Source organism: Acinetobacter legionensis (assembly GCF_048552295.1).
In the GTDB taxonomy this organism is placed as follows: Bacteria; Pseudomonadota; Gammaproteobacteria; order Pseudomonadales; family Moraxellaceae; genus Acinetobacter.
Genome location: NZ_JBIMCW010000034.1, coordinates 1 through 19,708 on the forward strand (window position 1 = coordinate 1; position 19,708 = coordinate 19,708).

Annotated in this window: 17 protein-coding genes; 3 read left to right on the forward strand and 14 right to left on the reverse strand. The window is 36.4% G+C overall.

Going from position 1 to position 19,708, the window contains the following annotated elements; all coding sequences use genetic code 11:
• The 7 genes from ACG916_RS18935 to ACG916_RS18965 all read right to left on the reverse strand — a co-directional run.
• The coding region (locus tag ACG916_RS18935; protein WP_419368203.1) for a SwmB domain-containing protein at positions 1-466 on the reverse strand (466 nt) is incomplete at its 3' end.
• Positions 467-477: 11 nt separating this feature from the next.
• Positions 478-2,046: an Ig-like domain-containing protein gene (locus ACG916_RS18940; RefSeq protein ID WP_419327954.1), complete on the reverse strand. Its 1,569-nt coding sequence runs from the start codon at positions 2,044-2,046 to the stop codon at positions 478-480.
• A gap of 609 nt (positions 2,047-2,655) precedes the next feature.
• A complete protein-coding gene (gene lptB / locus ACG916_RS18945; protein WP_336953962.1) occupies positions 2,656-3,399 on the reverse strand; it encodes an LPS export ABC transporter ATP-binding protein in 744 nt (247 codons plus the stop codon).
• A complete protein-coding gene (gene lptA / locus ACG916_RS18950; protein ID WP_336953963.1) occupies positions 3,399-3,941 on the reverse strand; it encodes a lipopolysaccharide transport periplasmic protein LptA in 543 nt (180 codons plus the stop codon). Before lptA ends, lptB begins: the two co-directional genes overlap by 1 nt.
• A gap of 10 nt (positions 3,942-3,951) precedes the next feature.
• Positions 3,952-4,497: an LPS export ABC transporter periplasmic protein LptC gene (gene lptC, locus ACG916_RS18955; protein ID WP_336953964.1), complete on the reverse strand. Its 546-nt coding sequence runs from the start codon at positions 4,495-4,497 to the stop codon at positions 3,952-3,954.
• Between the two features lie 39 nt (positions 4,498-4,536).
• Positions 4,537-5,076: a KdsC family phosphatase gene (locus ACG916_RS18960; protein ID WP_004822583.1), complete on the reverse strand. Its 540-nt coding sequence runs from the start codon at positions 5,074-5,076 to the stop codon at positions 4,537-4,539.
• Between the two features lie 3 nt (positions 5,077-5,079).
• Entirely contained in the window at positions 5,080-6,072 is a 993-nt protein-coding gene (locus ACG916_RS18965; RefSeq protein WP_419327953.1) for a KpsF/GutQ family sugar-phosphate isomerase, read from the reverse strand.
• 197 nt (positions 6,073-6,269) lie between these two features.
• On the opposite strand from ACG916_RS18965, the gene cysS reads away from it, so the two are divergent.
• On the forward strand, positions 6,270-7,691 hold the full coding sequence (gene cysS, locus ACG916_RS18970; protein ID WP_419327952.1) for a cysteine--tRNA ligase: 1,422 nt from the start codon (positions 6,270-6,272) through the stop codon (positions 7,689-7,691).
• A 322-nt stretch (positions 7,692-8,013) separates the two neighbouring features.
• Entirely contained in the window at positions 8,014-8,634 is a 621-nt protein-coding gene (locus ACG916_RS18975; protein ID WP_004822589.1) for a TetR/AcrR family transcriptional regulator, read from the forward strand.
• A gap of 458 nt (positions 8,635-9,092) precedes the next feature.
• On the opposite strand, the gene ACG916_RS18980 is transcribed toward ACG916_RS18975, so the two are convergent.
• The 7 genes from ACG916_RS18980 to ACG916_RS19010 all read right to left on the reverse strand — a co-directional run bounded on the left by ACG916_RS18980 (position 9,093) and on the right by ACG916_RS19010 (position 17,839).
• Positions 9,093-10,043, reverse strand: coding sequence for a LysR family transcriptional regulator (locus ACG916_RS18980; RefSeq protein ID WP_336953968.1), 951 nt, complete (start codon positions 10,041-10,043; stop codon positions 9,093-9,095).
• 146 nt (positions 10,044-10,189) lie between these two features.
• Positions 10,190-11,017, reverse strand: coding sequence for an SDR family oxidoreductase (locus ACG916_RS18985; RefSeq protein ID WP_336953969.1), 828 nt, complete (start codon positions 11,015-11,017; stop codon positions 10,190-10,192).
• Between the two features lie 182 nt (positions 11,018-11,199).
• Positions 11,200-12,456, reverse strand: coding sequence for an acyl-CoA dehydrogenase family protein (locus ACG916_RS18990; protein WP_419327951.1), 1,257 nt, complete (start codon positions 12,454-12,456; stop codon positions 11,200-11,202).
• A 32-nt stretch (positions 12,457-12,488) separates the two neighbouring features.
• Entirely contained in the window at positions 12,489-13,739 is a 1,251-nt protein-coding gene (locus tag ACG916_RS18995; RefSeq protein ID WP_419327950.1) for an SfnB family sulfur acquisition oxidoreductase, read from the reverse strand.
• Between the two features lie 329 nt (positions 13,740-14,068).
• Positions 14,069-15,460 carry an LLM class flavin-dependent oxidoreductase gene (locus ACG916_RS19000; protein ID WP_419327949.1) on the reverse strand — a complete coding sequence of 464 codons (1,392 nt, stop codon included), beginning with the start codon at positions 15,458-15,460 and terminating at the stop codon, positions 14,069-14,071.
• A 766-nt stretch (positions 15,461-16,226) separates the two neighbouring features.
• Positions 16,227-17,135 (reverse strand): DMT family transporter, encoded by a 909-nt coding sequence (locus ACG916_RS19005; RefSeq protein ID WP_419368204.1) that lies wholly within the window; start codon positions 17,133-17,135, stop codon positions 16,227-16,229.
• 203 nt (positions 17,136-17,338) lie between these two features.
• Positions 17,339-17,839, reverse strand: coding sequence for a YaiI/YqxD family protein (locus ACG916_RS19010; RefSeq protein WP_336953975.1), 501 nt, complete (start codon positions 17,837-17,839; stop codon positions 17,339-17,341).
• Between the two features lie 245 nt (positions 17,840-18,084).
• On the opposite strand from ACG916_RS19010, the gene ACG916_RS19015 reads away from it, so the two are divergent.
• Positions 18,085-19,014: a hypothetical protein gene (locus ACG916_RS19015; protein ID WP_419327958.1), complete on the forward strand. Its 930-nt coding sequence runs from the start codon at positions 18,085-18,087 to the stop codon at positions 19,012-19,014.
• Positions 19,015-19,708 lie beyond the last annotated feature (694 nt).

The window sequence follows — 19,708 nt, forward strand, 5'->3', positions numbered from 1 at the left end:
CCGCAATGTCTTGAATCGCATTTGGATCATTACCTGCTGTTGGATCGGTATAACCCACTTGCACCGCTTGACCTAAGGTCACTGGAGCACCCAAGGTCAGCACCACACTAGAACCATTCACTGTAACCGCTGTTACAGGTACCACCTGACCATCTGCGGTCACCACGAAACTGTTCAATGGCGGTAAGTTGGTGCCGTCTAGCGCTTCGCTATAGGTCAACGTCAACGATGTGCCTGTTGTATCGAGTGCTGCACTGACAAATGTCGGTGCTGTGCTATCTCCACCGCCAGGCACAGTTGAACCATTATCCACCGTTGTTGCTGGAAGCGTTGCTGCATCATTGCCTGCTACATCTTGGATCGCATTTGGATCATTACCCGTAGTTGGGTCGGTATAACCCACTTCAACCGCTTGACCTGCTGTGACTGCTGTACCTAAGGTCAACACCACACTAGAACCATTCACTGTAACAGCTGTTACAGGTATAACACCTGACCATCTGCGGTCACTGCAAAGTCGCCAGCAACAGGTGGATGTAATGGATCAAGTGCTTCACTGTAGGTAAGGGTTAATTGTGTTCCTGTACTATCTACATGTGAAGATTGGAATTGCGGGTTTGTAACGTCACCTGCAGTAATTTCAAGCGCTTTTGGATTACCAGCACCATCTGTCACAGTGACCGTAATTTTTTCACCATCTGTAAGTGGTCGGGTTAACTGGACATTATTAACAATACCATTTCCCGTTGCTGTCCCTGTTCCAATTACATTGCCATTAGTATCCGTAATTTTAACTTGACCTGCTTCATTTGAAGTAACTTCAACATGTGTCGCATCTTGAATGCTTGTAGTAATCACTGGTGCAGTTACATCACCTGCTGTAATTTCAACTGTTTTTGAATTACCCGCGCCATCTGTCACAGTAACCGTAACTTTTTCACCATCTGTAAGTGGGCGAGTTAACTGAATATTATCAACCGTGTTATTACCAGTGACGGTACCCGTACCAATTACATTACCATTTCCATCTGTGATTTTAACTTGACCAACTTCATTTGAAGTAACTTCAATATGAGTTGCATTTTGAATAGTTGTCGTAATAATAGGCGGTGTCACATCACCTACTGTAATTACTTTTTCTGTTTGATTACCTGCTGCATCAATAACATCAACAATAACCTTACTACCGTCATTTAAAGGTGTGTTTAAATCAACTGTTAATTTTCCATCAGCACCAATTACACCCTCAGCAATTGTTTGTCCAGCTTCATTTTTAATTATAACTTTACTACCAGGTTCATTTGAAGTGACTTGAATGGTGTCATTATCAACAATATTTACTTCAACATCAGGTTTTGTAACATCCCCAACATTTATTGTTTCAGTTGTTTTATTTCCCGCATTATCTGTTGCTGTAATTGTAATTTTTTCATTATCAACTAAAGGTCTTGTTAAACTAACTTCAAGCCCACCTGCTTGATTTAGTTGTCCTGATCCAATTATTTTACCACTCGCATCCACTATTGTAATTTTACTTGCTTCATCTGCAGTGATTTTGATTTTCTGATTATCTAAAATATCATAGCTTAGTTTTGGTCCTGTTTTATCACCACTTCCCGAATGACTTGAACTACCACTGCTCCCTGATGCGGCTGCAATACCGATTACTCCAGCTGCAGCTGCGACCCAAGCCCATGCTGGCACAGCAGAGTGTTCACCAACAAGGTATTCATGAAAATCAGCAATCCCCAAATAATCAATTTTAGTTACTGTACCACTTGCATCAAACTCAAGAAAGTTAAGTAAATAATGCTTTCCATCTGAAGTTTCTATTGTAAATTCTTTTGGTTTTTCACCAATAAAGAAATCCTCAATAACGACTTTTTCTCCATTTTGTAAATAAACCTCCAAATTATTATTAACTTTTACAATTTTGGCTATTTCTGCGCTATCAAGATTTACTTTATACACTGAGTAGTGTTTATTAACTAAATCCTGAGTAAGAACCTTAGCCGTTCCTTTTTCATAAATAGTGATATTTTTCATAATATTTTTTCCGTCTTATAATTTACTGTTATGCAAAAAAGATAAATAAGTGAGATAAATTTCACAAGTGTATATTTTTGATATTAAAATCAGATAAGCATATAAAAAACAGCACTTGTCTATAATGGCTAAATGATTGGTCTTTTTAAAACCATTAATTTGTGATGTAATTATCATTTAATTAAAATCATACTTGTTTATTTTACTAAATTATTTCGATTCAATTTAATTATCACTTTATATTCATTATTAATATTCATAATGATCAATTTTATAAATTTATTTAAATTTGTTTAATAATCTTGCCTATTTTAAAAACAATAAACTATTATTTTCATACCACTCATAGTGTTTAAAAGTATGTAATTCCCATTTAAATTTTATGGGTATTATAGAAACTTAAGAATTTAACTTAGATTAATTTTTAAACAAAACATGTAACACATTTCTTAATTAGTGATAGATGTCACATTAAAACTATGTTGTTAAATTTTAATGAAATAATAATTAATAAAATATTCAATCAAAACTGATCTTTTTTCAAATATACCGCACAAAAAGCAAAAAAAAATGAAGGAGTTCCTTCATCTTTTTAAAAAGGCTGAGTAGTTAGACGGTAAAATCATCACCTAAATATACTTGGCGCACGGTTTCATCTGCCAAAACATCTTCTGGTGTACCTTCCGCAATCACAGCGCCTTCGCTCACAATATAAGCATGCTCACAAATCGCTAAAGTTTCTCGAACATTATGGTCAGTAATCAAAACACCGATCCCACGATCTTTTAACTGGCGAATTATATCTTTAATATCACCTACAGAGATTGGATCGACACCTGCAAAAGGTTCATCCAAAAGCATGAATTTTGGATCTGCTGCAAGCGCACGTGCGATCTCAGCACGGCGACGCTCACCACCCGATACGCTCATTCCAAGTGAATCTTTAATATGGGTGATTTTAAAATCTTCCAATAATTCTTTAAGACGTTGCTGGCGCTGCTGTTTATCTAAGTCTTTTCGTGTTTCAAGAATCGCCATGATATTTTCAGCAATCGTTAACTTTCTGAAAATTGAAGCTTCCTGAGGAAGATAACCAATTCCTTTACGTGCTCGCTGATGCATAGCTAAATCAGAGATATCTTCATTATCTAGATGAATTTCTCCCTTATCCATTCGCACCAAACCAACGACCATATAAAAGCTGGTAGTTTTCCCTGCACCATTCGGCCCAAGCAAACCCACAATCTGTCCACTTTGCATACTAAATGAAACGTCTTTAACCACCCAGCGTTTACTATAAACTTTAGCTAAATGTTTAATACAAAGTACTTGAGGCTGATTTGATGCTGTCATTAATCACGCGCTCCAGGAAAAGACTTGGTACTATTTGGCGGGATAATAATTTGTACACGTCCTTTCGGTGAACCTGTGCTATTTGAACTACCGGAAGCTTCAATATCGCCTTTGTTCATACTATATTTTAATGAACTACTGCGAATACTTGCTCCATCTTGATATAAATAAGCATTACCAATTAAATTAATAATACCTGTTTCAGCATTATAAATAATTTTTTGTGCTTCCCCACGAGCAACACCCTTTGCCGTATCAACTTGTTGTTGAAACTTTGCTGGGCCCCCAGTGGCAGTAATGGTGCTAATTTGCTTATTTTTATTTAATTGAGCCACAATTGAAGCAGCTTGAAGCTTCATTGTACCTTGCTCAATGATGACATTACCAGTATATGTCGTTACACCCGCAGCTTCATTATAGGTTGCTTTATCTGCAACCAATGAGATTGGTTGATTACGATCTGATGGTAATGCAAATGCTGCTGCAGACAAGCCCATTAAACCGGCAGTGCAGATCGCTTTTATTAGGAAAGATTGTTTCATTAAAAAAGGCTTAGTTAGGTACATACTTTCCTCGAATATGTGCAAATTCATATTGACCTTGGTTTAAATCAGCTTTTAAACCCTGACTAATAAATTCTGCATCAGGTGCATTAACAGTCACTTGGTGAGTCGTTTCAAACTGACGTATTTTAGGATACCCCGTTAACTCGTCTGTCTGAAATTCCATGGTCCCTCGTTCACCAATCTTGGTCGCTTTAACTTGTCCAGATAAAACGACTTTTTCATTGTCATTAAATCCTCGTGCTTGTTTTGCAAAAAAAGTTGAATCAACTTTATTTTGATGAAACATCGAAGCATTGAGGTTACTCAGTGTTGAAGTTTTTCTTTGTAAATCTTGTTCTAAACGATCCACTTGAGCACGAACATAAAGATTGCCCTTTTCATCTGTTTGGACCAACTGGATACCCTCAGCAGTATACGTCATGCTTTTTGCTGAATTCGCATCCAACTTTTTGCTTTTCCCACTGTAATAGTAATAGCCACCACTGATTGCCGCGATGACAACTGCAGTCACATATAAAACCTTAGTATCCATAAATTACATTCAACATTTGATCAATCTGAATTTACGCTATTAATGCGGTATAGCTGTATATTTTTCAAGTAATTCTTGGTAAGTGCCTTTTGCCATCAGCAACATATCACAGACTTCACGCACAGCTCCACGCCCACCCATCGCCTGAGTGACTAAATCTGCTCGACGACGCACTTCAACATGCCCGTTGGGTACAGTGACTTTCATCCCTGCAATTGCAAAGGCTGAAAGATCTGGCCAATCATCACCCATATATAAACAGTCTTCAGGATCTAAATTGAATTGAGCACAAGCTTCTTTAAGTGCAGCACCTTTGTCTTCACGACCTTGAAAGACCAAATCCACGCCAAGATCAGCCATACGTTTTTCAACAATATTGCTTTTACGTCCGGTGATAATGATGACTTTAATTCCAGATTTTTGCACCAGTTTCATACCTAATCCGTCGCGAATATCAAAGGATTTAATTTCATCCCCTGTATTGGTCAATGTCACAAAACCATCACTCAAAATACCATCTACATCTAAAACCAATGCTTCAATATGACGCGCTTGTTCCAGTAAAACATAAGAAGCCATTGATTAATTTACTCCAGCTTGAATCAGGTCATGCATACTAATTACACCAATCACTTTATTGGCATCATCAACGACGATAAATTGACTAATTTTCTTTTCATTCATTTTTTCTAAAGCTTCAACTGCACGTGCTTCTTTTGAAATGGTTGAAGGGTTTTGAACCATGACCGCGGAAACAGGCAAGTTCACATCAAAACCTTGCTGTCTATCAATTAAACGGCGTAAATCACCATCAGTAAATATGCCCAATAAGCTGTCATTTTCATCGACAACCGTGGTTAAACCTAAACGCTTATTGGAAATTTCGTACAAAACTTTATTCATTGGCGTATCAGGAAATACTTTTGGTAAATCAGTGCCTGTACGCATCAAATGTTTTACATGTAACAACAGACGTTTGCCTAATGCACCTGCAGGATGTGACATTGCAAAATCATCTGCAGTAAAACCACGTGCATCTAATAGCGCCACAGCCAGTGCATCGCCCAATACCAATGTTGCAGTAGTACTTGAGGTTGGCGCCAAACCTAATGGACATGCTTCTTTAATATTTCCAAGTGTCAACGCAACATCTGCATTTTGTGGCATAGGTCCTTTGTCATCACCACTGATGGTGATCAAAGGTACTTCCAAATACTTAATCAGTGGCATCAACATCATAATCTCATCACTCTTTCCAGAGTTTGAAATTGCAATCAACACGTCACCTTTGACCAACATACCTAAATCGCCATGCCCTGCTTCACCAGGATGCATAAAGAATGATGGTGTGCCTGTTGATGCGAAAGTTGCTGCCATTTTTCGCCCAATATGCCCAGATTTCCCCATACCCGTAATCACTAAACGACCTTGGCACTGTAAAATAATTTCACATGCGCGCGTAAAACGCTCATCAATTTGAGTCGCTAAAATCTCTATGGCATGTTCTTCAATGCGTAAAGTTTCAAGTGCAACTTTTTGAAAATCAACTTGATTTGATTTATTTTCAGGATTCAAAATGGGCTAACCTTAACTCTATAAAGAGTTTTGAATATCGAATGGAATATTTTTGCTATTTTAGCATAGCAATACAATAGGCTGCTTTCCTAAATGTATAAATTTCATTTTCTTAGAAAAATAACGTATAAAACTTTATGAAATATGGAGCTTAGGTTAAGATTAATCATCATTTTGTTGAAGCCTTTAGAAAACCTATGCAACCATTTGTTCTTTACAACTCTGAGCAACGAAAAAAAGTTGAATTTGTTCCCCGTAAAGAAGGACATATCGACATGTATGTGTGCGGTATGACAGTTTATGATTACTGTCATATAGGCCATGCTCGGGTGATGGTTGCTTTTGACTACATTATTCGTTTTTTACGTAGTCAAGGTTGGAATGTTAAATACGTTCGTAACATCACAGATATAGATGACAAAATTATTGCGCGTGCCAATGAAAATAGTGAAAGCATTACAGCTTTGACCGATCGTTTTATCAAGGCGATGAATGATGATGCCGAAAATTTAGGATGCTTAGCACCCGATGAGGCACCCCGCGCAACAGATTATATCGATCAAATGCAGAATATGATTGGCAACCTTGTCAATAAAGGCACGGCTTACCCTTCTGCAAATGGCGATGTCTATTTTGAAGTTGAAAAATTTAAGAACTATGGCCGACTTTCAGGACGTAAACTTGCCGATATGCAAGCTGGCGCTTCTGAACGTGTTGATGTTGAAGTTGAGAAGAAACATCCATTTGACTTTGTGCTATGGAAACATGCTAAAGAAAATGAGCCTTCATGGGCTTCACCTTGGGGCAATGGCCGTCCAGGTTGGCATATTGAATGCTCAGCAATGTCAACTTGCTGCTTAGGCAATCATTTCGATATTCATGGGGGCGGTTCAGATCTTTTATTCCCACATCATGAAAATGAAATCGCGCAATCAGAAGCTGCAACAGATGAACAATATGTAAACTACTGGATGCATGTTGGCTTTATCAATGTCGATGGCGAAAAAATGTCTAAATCTTTAGGCAACTTTTTTACCATTCGTGATGTGATGGAGAAATTTCATCCTGAAGTGATTCGTTATTTTATTGTGTCATCACACTATCGTAGCCCTGTAAACTTTTCGGATTTTGCACTAAAAGAAGCAAAAACTACGCTTTCTCGTTTTTATCATGCATTTAAAGCGTATCAACAAGTCTATGGCGATAAAACCACAGACCTGTTAGATGAAACGCTAGTCGAGCGCTTTAATTCAGCAATGCGTGATGACTTCAATACATCTGAAGCAATTGCAGTTTTATTCGAAATTATTAAAGAATTGAATCGTGCGGTTAAAGAAGAGAATGCAGCGCAATCTACGCTTTATTATTCTACGTTACGCCACTTGACCAATATCCTTGGCTTGGTTCAATACAATGTAGATGACTTTTTAAAATCAGATATTGGTCAAGAAGCACTTGGCTTATCTCAAACGGATATTGAGGATTTCATTCAACAACGTATTGATGCCAAGAAAAATAAAGACTTTGCCCGTGCAGATGAAATCCGTCAGTCTTTGCTTGCTCAAGGTGTAGTACTGGAAGATACACGTCAAGGTACCATTTGGCGCCGCGCAGATTAATCTCTAAGAGCTTTATTAAAAAGAAAAACCTGATCAAACGATCAGGTTTTTCTTTTTAAAGTCGTTGCTAACTAAATATGTTTTAAACGGTATATCTCTTGCCATTTTTTTAGTCGTAGTGTGACCTTACTTAAGTTTAGTTTTATAAATGGTTCATTAAAATTTTTAACATCGCTAATTTGCTTATATAAAATCTAAATTATTAAATATATTGAAAAAATAAATATTTTATTGAATATGATGGACTATAGTTTTATTGAATCAGCGAAATAGCTGATATACTCTGAGTCCAGTTCTTCATCAGCAGTTTTGGATCAATAGAATGAGTTCAGTGCGCCAACAGAATTTTCTTCTTCGCAAAGAGAAAATTTTAGCAATGGCAGAAACCTTATTGCTTGATAATAATCAGGATATTACGTTAAGTGAGCTTGCTGCTGAACTTGATATCGCAAAAGGAACGATCTATAAACATTTTAAAAGTAAAAACCAACTGTATCTTGAACTGATTATTTTGAATGAAAAACGACTTTTAGATATTTCTAAAGCCTACCATCACGATATTAAAATCTATGTATCTGAATACATGTTATATAACATGTTAAATTCGAATCGAACAATTTTACTGCATGTGATTGAAGAGCGTCTAACCAATAATGAACGTAAACTCAAAGACTTATTCGAAGAACTTTATAGCATACGTGAACAACGTATTTTAGAAATTAAAGATCTTTTCGGAGCACATCTCAAAGCCTTAAACAGTAGTATGTCTATCCGTGATTACTTGTCCTATATCTGGACAGTGACTTATGGCGCATCATTATTGTTAAATTCTACGCACTATCAAAAATCCATTGGTTCACGTGAACGCTTAATCAAACTCTATGTCAATCAAGCATTGATGACACCTGATAAGCTAACCGATTCAGAGCATCAAGCAAATTAATGTTAAAAGGATAACTGTTCTTAAGCTATTTAGTTTTAAAAAAGTCCTTTTAAAATTTATTTTGATTTTTTTCTAAAAGCTACAGTTCTAAATTATTATCTAAAGACCGTTAAACAACAATTAATTACACTTTTAAGTTGATACTGTTGAACTGGTGATAGCTCTTCTAAGTCACAATATAGCTGTTTAAAAAATGATATACGTCATACACTTTCGTCATATAACTCGAGTTCAATACATCAAGATAAGCTTGAACAACTTGATGGGAAAAATGACCTAATTGCAAAAGATATTCCGCTTTCCTGTGCATATTGTTTATACACACATCCATTCAACTGCTGACCTGCGTGTAAATCTCGTTTAAACTTTCTGAATCAAAAATATTAAGCTTTTTCATCAATAATATTTTATCAAGTTGTTGATACCAATCATTCTGGATGTATCAATTCGAGAAACCCTTAAACTTCTGGCTGATCAGCATAGTTCAATAACTGACTGGGTAAAGGCATTGAATTCACCTGACTAAAAATCTCATAACACATATGTCTTAACCACTGATGGCTAGTTTTATGATGACATGACATATGCCAATACTGCTTAATCGAATAAGTCGGAAACGAAATGGGTGCTGGGAAAATTTGTAAGTTTCCTCGTGACAACAAGACTTCACTCAAATAATAAGGAACGGTTGCAATCGAGTCAGTATCTTGCACCACCAATCCAACGCCTAGATAACTCGGGATACGCATCAACACATTACGTTTTAAATCTAAATTTAACAGCTCATTGGCGATGTGGTAATGCCCAACACCTGCATCAATATCGATGTGTGATTCACTCAAATACTGTTCAACGGTCATGCTTTGTTGAGTTAATCGTGGATGATCTTTTGATGCAATCACCACATAAAATTGTTCGAATAATTTTTGTTGATAGAAACCATTTTCTAATTGCGGTAAAAACCCAATCGCCAAATCAATTTCACCATTTGCCATCTGATAACTGGTTTCAGAGGTGATGGCGCGAACATTTAATTTAACATGTGGTGCATGTGCTTTGAGATATTGAGAAATTTTAGGCAATAAAACTAAGTGAGAAACATCTGTCATCGCGACAGTAAACTGTTGCTGAGATGCTGTTTCATCAAAATCCACACTAAAATTATTAATAATTTCAACTTTGCTCAGCGCTTCACTGATCAAGGGATAAAGTTGTTTAGATAATTCTGTAGGCACCATTTCATTACCAATCCGTAAAAATAACGGATCGTTATAATGAACACGAATTTTATTTAGAATATTGCTTACTGTAGGTTGGCTCATCGCTAAATGATCTGCGGCAACAGAAACACTTTTAAACTTGTAGATATAGTAAAAAATACTGAGCAACTTACAATCTAACTCATACACGAAATTACATCTCACTCATTTTCTAGATTCAATATTATATCTTCTGCTTTTTTATAAAAATTTCCAATGTTTTAATGTACCGATTTTAAACAATCAACTCAGGATTTTAAAATCGGCACGGATTATTGGCGTGATCAGCTCAGCAATTATTCTTTAACAAACAAATCAACCATTAATTCATCCTCTGAATCAGCATAGCGATATTCATTAAAATCTGTAATACCATACTCTCGGAGGATTTCTTCATCAATCAATAAGCGTCCTGTTAAGGCGCGTTTTTCACTGTTTAAAATACGATAAGCGGCATCTGCCATAATGTTCGGTTTACGAGCTCTGCTAAATAATTGCTTACCGCCTAAAGAAAACTCAATTGCAGCTGTGGCAATAATCGTTCTCGGCCATAGTGAATTTACACTCACCCCATAACCGGAAAACTCTTGATTCATCCCTAAAGTCAACATACTCATGCCATATTTAGTAATGGTATACGGTGCATAGCTAGCAAACCATTTTTCATCCAAGTTTAACGGCGGTGAAAGATTTAAAATATGCGGATTGTCACTGTTTTTTAAATAAGGTAGTACAGCTTGACTACATACCATCACAGCACGTGTATTGATCTGATACATTAAATCGAAACGGTTTGGGTCAAGCGTCTCTACGCCAGACAGTTTAATCGCACCAGCATTGTTAATTAAAATATCAATTCCACCGAAATGCTTTGCTGCTTGTTTCATGGCAAGCGCAACCGCATCTTGATCACGTACATCCAGTTGAAGTGCTAAAGCTTGACCACCTACCGCCTCAACTTCTTGAGCAACAGTAAAAATCGAGCCCCCTAATTTAGGATGCTCTTGTGTAGATTTTGCAGCAATCACAATGTTCGCACCATCTTGTGCAGCTTTTAGTGCAATCTCTCGCCCTATTCCTCGGCTTGCACCGGTAATAAAAAGTGTTTTTCCTTTAAGCGACATGATTTCCTCGTTGTATTTGTTTTTTGCTGTACTAATCTACTTAACTTTGTTTTCACCTCATAGTACCAAATCTACCATTTTGTATACTCATGAGTACAATAATTATTATTCTTTATAGTCTTTATAAAAATCAAAAGCTTGCATAAGCAAGCCTTGGACTAAAGGTGGTGAAAATTTAAATTCTAGGCAGCACCAACTTTTGGACTTGTTCCAATTTGCCAAACAAAAGGCAATGGTTCACGATTAACTTCCCAATCACCAATCACTTTTTCCTTATATACGACTGGATTATGTGAAGATACGACCCGTGCATTGCGCCAGAAGCGATCAAGTTGTTTTGTGGTGGTACTTGCAGATGCACCAAGCGCATTAAATAACTTACTGGTTAACTCCAAGACTAAATCAGAAATAACCACCTGCCCTTGTGCTGCCTCTAATTCAGCATCATTATTTGCTTGAATATTTTTTACTTCGGATTCACTAAAGTGACTAATATATGCACGCTGCAAAGCTTCTGCTGTTTGCGTGGTGATACTTTGACTTGCATAGGCTTGTGCGGAAGCTTTACCAATCACCTGTAAAATCTGTGGATCATTACGTACTAAGTCAGCATTGCCATGACTAAAAATACGATCACGCTTTTGTACTTCATGAATAAATGTTGCAACTGCTGACTGTGCAATACCCGATAAGGTTGCCAAATGAATGACTTGGTAGAACGCAGTCTGATATTTAAAACGTTGCTCAAAAGGCAAAATATGGTCTGCTTCGATTGCAACATTGCTTAACGTTAGAGTGCCACTTCCCGTGGTTTTTTGACCAAAACCATCCCAATCATCCAGTACTTCAACACCAGAAGCATGTCGAGAAATCGCAGCAATAACATGCTGATCCGTACGTTCATCATAGGCAAATAAATCAACCCAATCCGCAAAGATTGTGCCTGTTGAATAGTACTTCTTCCCATTGACCAGCAATTGATTATTATTTTGAGTTACACGGGTAATCACATCACCAATTTTTACATGACCGATTTCAGTCCATGCATTCCCCACCAAATCACCTTGAACAAAGCGTTTAAACCATAATTCTTGATTCTTAAACTTATGTGCATTTAATCGATCTTCAACAAAAGCGAAATGCCCCCGCAATGCTTGCACAATATTTGAATCGGCCTTTGCAAGTTCAGTGAGCAATTGAAATAACTGAGGTAAAGACACCCCATCTCCACCAAACTTGACTGGCACACGTAATGCACCAAAACCTGCATTTTTTAGCCAATCTATTTGCTCATACGGCAATATACGCTGTTGCTCGCGTTCAACGACACCCTGTGAAATTTTTTCAAAAATTGCACGATATTTTGACGCAACCGTCTCATAGTCTGCTGAGATTGATAAATCTTCAATAAAACGGTTTTGAATATCTAAGTTACCCATTTTTTCTCTCCATCATTTGCTTATTTTTATTCTTAGCTCCACGCATGGCGTGGTAAGTGAATGTTATTGAGATAATAATTACCGACTAAATTAAATTTCCAACGTACAGGATCATGCAAAGTATGGGTACGTGCATTACGCCAATGGCGATCTAAATTTAATTCAGACAATGTTGAACGAGTACCTGATAATTCAAATAATTTGTTAGAAGCCAGAATGGCAATTTCAGTTGTTAATACCTTGGCTTCTGCAACCAGTAATGCCGCCTGATTAGCATTCTCTTCAGATGGATCGGCAATTGCTTGATCAATTGCATCACCAGCCAAGTCTAAAACGGCTTCGGCTGCACGTAATTTAATTTTTAACTCCCCTATACTTGCAATGGTATACGGATCATCGCTCGCTTTTTCTAAACCTGAGTCAATCCAAGGGCGTGAATGTAAGCGTACATATTGAATCGTTTCATCAATTGCACCACGCGCAATACCAGCATCCACTGCGGCTTGAATGAATTGAGAAATCGCACCTGCTGCTGTAGGTCTTTCAAAGGCTTTATGGATCGGCACAATATATTTTTCATCAACTTGAACTTGTTTTAGTACTACAGTTCCACTCGCTGTAGTTCTCTGTCCAAATCCAGACCAATCATTGACAATTTCCAGACCTGTACTTGTTCGTGGCGTTAAGGCAACCACAGGTAGCCCATCTTCATTCACTGCTACGACAGGTACCCAATGTGCCAATAGAGCCCCTGTAGCAAAGAATTTTTGACCATTAATTTCATAGCCTTGAGTTGTTTTATGTATTTTGGTTTCTAAGTCAGCAACGGTCTTGCTACCTTTTTCTGAAAAGGCATTACCCAGACGTCGACCTTTTAAAATTTCAGCAAAGAAAAATTGTTGCTGTTCAAGACTGGCATCTAAACGGAGATGCTCTATAAAAGCCCAATGATTTTGCGCAATTTGTCCAAGTGAAGGATCTACACTAGAAATAGTTTTAACCACATCTGCTAATGTACGATATTTCACTTCAGCCCCACCAAAAGCATGTGGAATATTAATCCCCCATAAACCACTTTGTGAGTAGAGCTGTATCTCCTCAAGTGGCAAACGTCGTTCATAATCACGTTGTGATGCTTCTTTGGCAAACTCTTTGGCTAAATTTTTCGCTACTTGAATAGCTTCTTCATCCGATTGAATAACATGTGCATCATGATTCAATTCAAAAAATTGCAAAGGAACGGCCGTCTGAGAAGAAAAGTTTTTTTGGTTTAAATCAGTCATTGTTGTTACTCTTTTAAATAAGCATGGATTTAAACTAGCATTATTTTTTTATGCTATTTATACGAATAAATGCATTTATTATTCAAAACAAAATTATAAATTTATCACTAAAATTCATATCCATTAAAACCATAAAAAAAGCCCACATTATGTGGGCTACGTTCTGACTAACGAGCTAAATGATTATGAAATAAATGACTAATTTAAAAACCATTTAAAGATCAATTTTAAAACAATATCAATCAATACAACTCATATTGCTAGATAATGGCAATGTATGCTCCACAATCAGATGAATTAATATTTTATCTCAGAGTATAATTTTAAGATTAACTGGCTTGTGCCAATCTATCCGTATTCGCTTTGCGATATTGTGAGCCTCGATGATTCTTTGATAAATAAGCACCTTGTTCAAATAGTTTTTCTCGTAAAGTACCCTGACGATATTCTGTTTGATAAGCACCACGACGTTGTAGCTCAGGTACAATAAAATCTACAATATCTATAAAAGTTTGATGTGCCAAAATATAGGCTAAATTAAAGCCATCAACATCTGTATCTTCTGCCCATTGTTGTAACTCATCAGCAACCGTTTGTGCTGAACCGACCAACACAGGACCATTTCCCCCCACACTATTCCAATGGGCAATTTCTTCAATTGTCCAAGTACGGTTAGGGTCCGCATTGACATAAGCATCTAACATCGATTGAATCGCATTGGTTTCAATATACTCAACCTTATCATGAGGTTGATACTGTGAAAAATCTACACCAGACCAACCAGACACTAAGGTCAAAGCACCGTTATAACTTCCATACGACTGATATTCTTTAAATTTTTCCTGAGCTCTTTTATCCGTTTCATCAGTTACAATTGACAATAAGGTGTAAATTTTAACAGAATAAGGGTCACGTCCTTCCTGTTTTAATTTTTCACGAATACTTTGAACAATTTTCTTGGCTGCTATTTTTGATGGTGGTGCAATAAAAATACATTCAGCATTTTGGCTTGCAAATGTTTGCCCTCGAGCAGAAGCACCTGCTTGATAGAGTACAGGTGTGCGCTGTGGTGAAGGTTCACAAATATGAATACCAGGAACTTTAAAGTATTTCCCTTCATGTAAAATGGGATGCACTTTTGTATGATCTGCAAAGATTCCAGCCTGTTTATCTCTTAAAACCGCATCATTTTCCCAAGATCCTTCCCACAACTTATATAGCACCTCTAAATACTCATCGGCAATATCATAGCGATCATCATGATTTAATTGCGTATTTAGTCCTAAGTTTTTAGAACCACTTTCCAAATAGGAGGTGACAATATTCCACCCCACTCGACCTTTGGTGAGATGATCTAATGTACTGATTCTTCGCGCAAAAGGATAAGGATGTTCAAAAGATATTGATGTTGTCACACCAAAACCTAAATGTCGGGTCACCGCAGCCATCGCTGGGATAATTTGCAAAGGATCATTGACTGGGACTTGCACTGCACCAGTCAATGCATGTTCTGCACTTTGGTGGTAAACATCATATATCCCAAGTACATCCGCAATAAAAATGCCATCAAATAGCCCGTTTTCCAAGATTTTAGCGAGGTCAGTCCAATATTCAATATCTTTATATTCTGTTGAGCGATCTGAAGGATGACGCCATAAACCAGGAGATTGATGTGCAATACAATTCATTTCAAAGGCATTAAAGCGGATCTGCTTAGTCATTTCTCTTCAACTCATCTTGAATATTATTTTTATCCTATGCCATTTATCTTTATTCTTTTATCTCAATATCTTCAATTATTATCATGATTGCTTTTATCTAAAATAATGAAATAAATATACTTTTTTATACAAATTGGTTTATTCACCATAATTATCGTCAAACTAACTAATTATTCATATAAGTGATTTTCATCAAATTCCTGATCATAAATGAAGCCTATCTTTTTGTATGCGCTTTATGGAAGTGCTGGTTATCAATTCATTTTTTGTATTTTTGAATCAAAGATGGTGATCCTACCGTGAGGCGACAGAGAAGCCGCCATTAGGTGGGAGTAGAGGACGTCCCCCTCGCTCTACATGAGCAAAAACAAAGCAGAGTTTTGTTTGCAGCGCAAAGTTTGGCATCCTCCTACGAAATGTGTGGCATTGCCAACTTTTTATAACCAAATAACTTATCCGCCATGTAGTTGATTTAATTTAAAATATTATTTTAGGGAAATTATATTCTTGTGTTTGAGTTTTTTGATAAGTTGGCTATATATTGGCTTTCATCAATCTGTAAGCATCGATTAACATTTTAAAAAATTAAAAACACATCTTCTTTAAAAAGCATCTACATAGCTTCAATGAGCTGTACAAATAAACTATGCAAAAGCCTGAATCTAAGCTTAGTTGAAGGTTAATCACTTTGCATAAAATCTAAAGAAAAAAGAAAAAAGAAAAAAGAAAAAAGAAAAAAGAAAAAAGAAAAAAGAAAAATTCGATGCTAATTTTTAATCTTTTTGGCTAGCAATTGACGTGCTTTAAAATCTTTGTAAAAGTATAAAAATAACCCGAAAATCAAAACTACCGCGCCGATAAACACATTCATAGTTGGTTTTTCATTATTGAGCATCGCGCCTAAAAACATGGCAATCATTGGGGTCATCACTGTAGTCAATGATAAAGTTGTGGCTTTAATATTTTGAACCAATTTAAAATAACAAAACATTGCCAGCAATGAAGCCATAAATACGGTATAAATCAATGCCAATAGTGATTTAGTTTCTGGAATATGCGTAGGCGCATACTGCCAAATAAAAGGAATAATACACATTGCAGCCAACGTAGAAACCAAGATTGAACCTGTTGCTTGCGCCATTGGGACGACATCTGCATTCACTTTTTTTACCCAAAAGATGGAAAAAGCATAAGTAAATACACTCATCAACATCAGCATAATTCCAACGGGATGCACATGTTGGCTGGCGCCGCTACTGGTACAAATAATGGCTAAACCGACAACAGCAAGCAGCATGCCAAGCCATTGAATCCCATGTAATCTCTGACCAAAGCCAAAACGACCAATAAGTCCTGCCATAATCGGGGCTAATCCAAACATCAAAGCAATAATACCTGAACTTAAATAACTGGTTGCGGCATAGGTAAAAATTTGTGAACCAATCAGACTAAATGAACCAGCTAAATAACTATGTAAAGCAATTTTATTACACGGTAATTTAACTTTTAAAATCAGCAACAAAAATAAAGCAATCGGCAAGGCGATAAAAAACCGCAAAACCAAAGCCCACATCATATGTAAATCTGCCACACTCCATACAATTGCCAAAGGCGTACTTGCCCAAATGAAGACCAATAAAATATAGGTCGTCATCAGGTTGGATTTAGAGGGCATATAGATTCCTAAATGACTGCTGGGTGTGAATTAAATTGTTGGATTCAAAAATTAATTTTACATTGATCTTTGCAAATTCAATTAAATCTTAATCAAGCAACGGGAAGCTCTATTGATATAAATATCTATTGAAAAGCAAGTTCGATTAATTCAAAAGGTCGAAAAAATTCAGTTGCAGATGATTTTTAAATCAAGCATTAGACTTATATCGAAGTCTTACGTTTCTGCTTGAGAATCGTCTGGTCTAAGCTACTCGAAAACTCACGTTTATCACGCTCAGAAATCGGTGGCGGCCCACCCGTTTGTACACCAGCACCACGCAAGGTATCCATAAAATCACGCAAATGTAAACGAGCTTTGACATTGGCTGATGTATAAACCTCTCCACGTGGGTGAATTGCTACACCACCCTTTTCAATGACCTGTGCTGCCAAAGGAATATCCTGAGTAATCACAATATCATGCTCACTCATACGATCAACAATTTCTTGATCAGCTTGATCTGCACCCGACATTGCTTGAATTGAGTTGATCCGTACAGACGGTGTAATACCCACAGGCTGGTTTGCAACAAAAGTAACTTCTAATTGATAACGGTCTGATGCACGTAAGATCACTTCACGAAGAATTTTAGGTAAAGCATCAGCATCGACCCAAAGTTTAAATGGCAGCACACAACATCTCTGATAAAGATTTTTAAACATTTTAGCAAAATGCCGTTACGCTGTCCTATGCATATTCTTTTATTTATTGCGCAAATCTTTAACGACTTCGAAATCCAATCAAACTTTTCATCTGTATTTTGGTGATTAAAAGTACAATTTAAGGCGTGGTTGATGGCAATTGAGTTTAATATTCTGGTTTTTCTTATGATTTTACATTTCAGGACTTGAAATCTAGCAATCATCCTCGATTTAATAGCATAAGAGAGGCATTTAAAATCGTGAAAATGAACAATCAAAACAGACCTGAAACAATTATCATAGAAGATCAGAATTTTGGTAGCCATGTCGAACATTGGAGTCTATTGACAGAAAACCCAACGTCCGAAGTACCCAAATGGTTAGGTTTGGCTTTGGATGCACCAGTGATGCCCATGGGGCTTTGTTCAAAAGAATGTGATATGGATGTATCAACTTGGTTAATCCAAGGTCCAAACGGTTCTTCTGTACAGCTCTGTCAAGTGATTGATGTTGAGAATAACAAACCTAAAGCTGTAAAAACGGCTTTCCCAAGTTTTGAAAGTCCGTATCAATTAAATGCTTCTATCGACCGTATCATTACCTGCAGAACCAACACTCAAGCAGTGCTTAGCTTAAAAGTAGGTGAAAATAGTGTGGTCTATGCATTTGACAGTTTATACAGTGTAAATGGACACCAATATTCTCAAGATCAACAGTATAAAGTTCAACTGAATGCATGGGCTTATGAGCTCGAAAAAGTTTCAGACCATGAGCAAATCATTGTTGATGATCCTGCTTCAATCAAACACCATCGTGCATTAAACGATATCCTTTCACAAAATAATGGTATTACGCCTGAAAATCTTCAAGAACAAATTGATGCATGGGAAGCGAAGTCAGAAGATGACAAAGCTCCTGTTACTGTTGATTTTTCTAAAATGGTGGCATACCTATACGGAGAAACTTTAGGACAAGAGGATGAAGCTTGGTTTCAAGGAAAAGTTGTTGGCAAAACTGAAATGCAATTTATGCAACAAAACTACACACTTTATGATGTCACTTTAATTCTTGAAGAGAACCAACCAGCAATCTTAGTCCGTATTGCAACTAAAGATCCTGCTTTCAAAGATTTTGAAATTGGACAATATATTCGTGGTAATATTTGGATTCAAGCAAACATTTATTCAGCTGCTTGATTCAAAAACAGATTGATCAGCATGATGGAAAACCCATCATGCTTTTTTATTACATGTTTTGTAACATTTCTATTATATCTAAATACATCCCTGCAATTTTTATGTTTTTGAATTCAAATTTACTACTTATCCACAGTTTAAATTCAAAATCAAATAATCAGGTCTGTTTAAAACTATTTAAGCTGAAGAATATTGACTGTTTATTTAAATAATAAATACATTCCCCCTATTTAAAGAATCCCCAGAAAATAAATTTAAAAACAGAAGCTTAAACATAAAAATTAAACCAATAAATATCATGATCTTGTTAAAAAATAGACTCTATTTTTATACTTAATTCGGATTATTTTTCATATAAAGACTAAAAAATAGGCAAGTTATCCACAATGTACCCACAAAATCATAATTATAAATTCATAATATTTTTATTGATCGCGAGATAATAAATACCTCAACATATTAATAATGTAATTTAGCACTTTATTTAACCAGTCAATTATGTTAAAAATACGACGAACCAATAGGATTTAAACAATAATTTAAAAATCTAGGCTCAGTAATGAAAATTATACCTGAACAATCGACTAGTCTAATCAATCAAGTGAGTGGTTTTCACTTACGCTTGGATAAAGGAGCCTGCTGCTTTTTTGTTCTAGGTATGTTTTTAGCTGCAATGATGATCCATATATTAGGC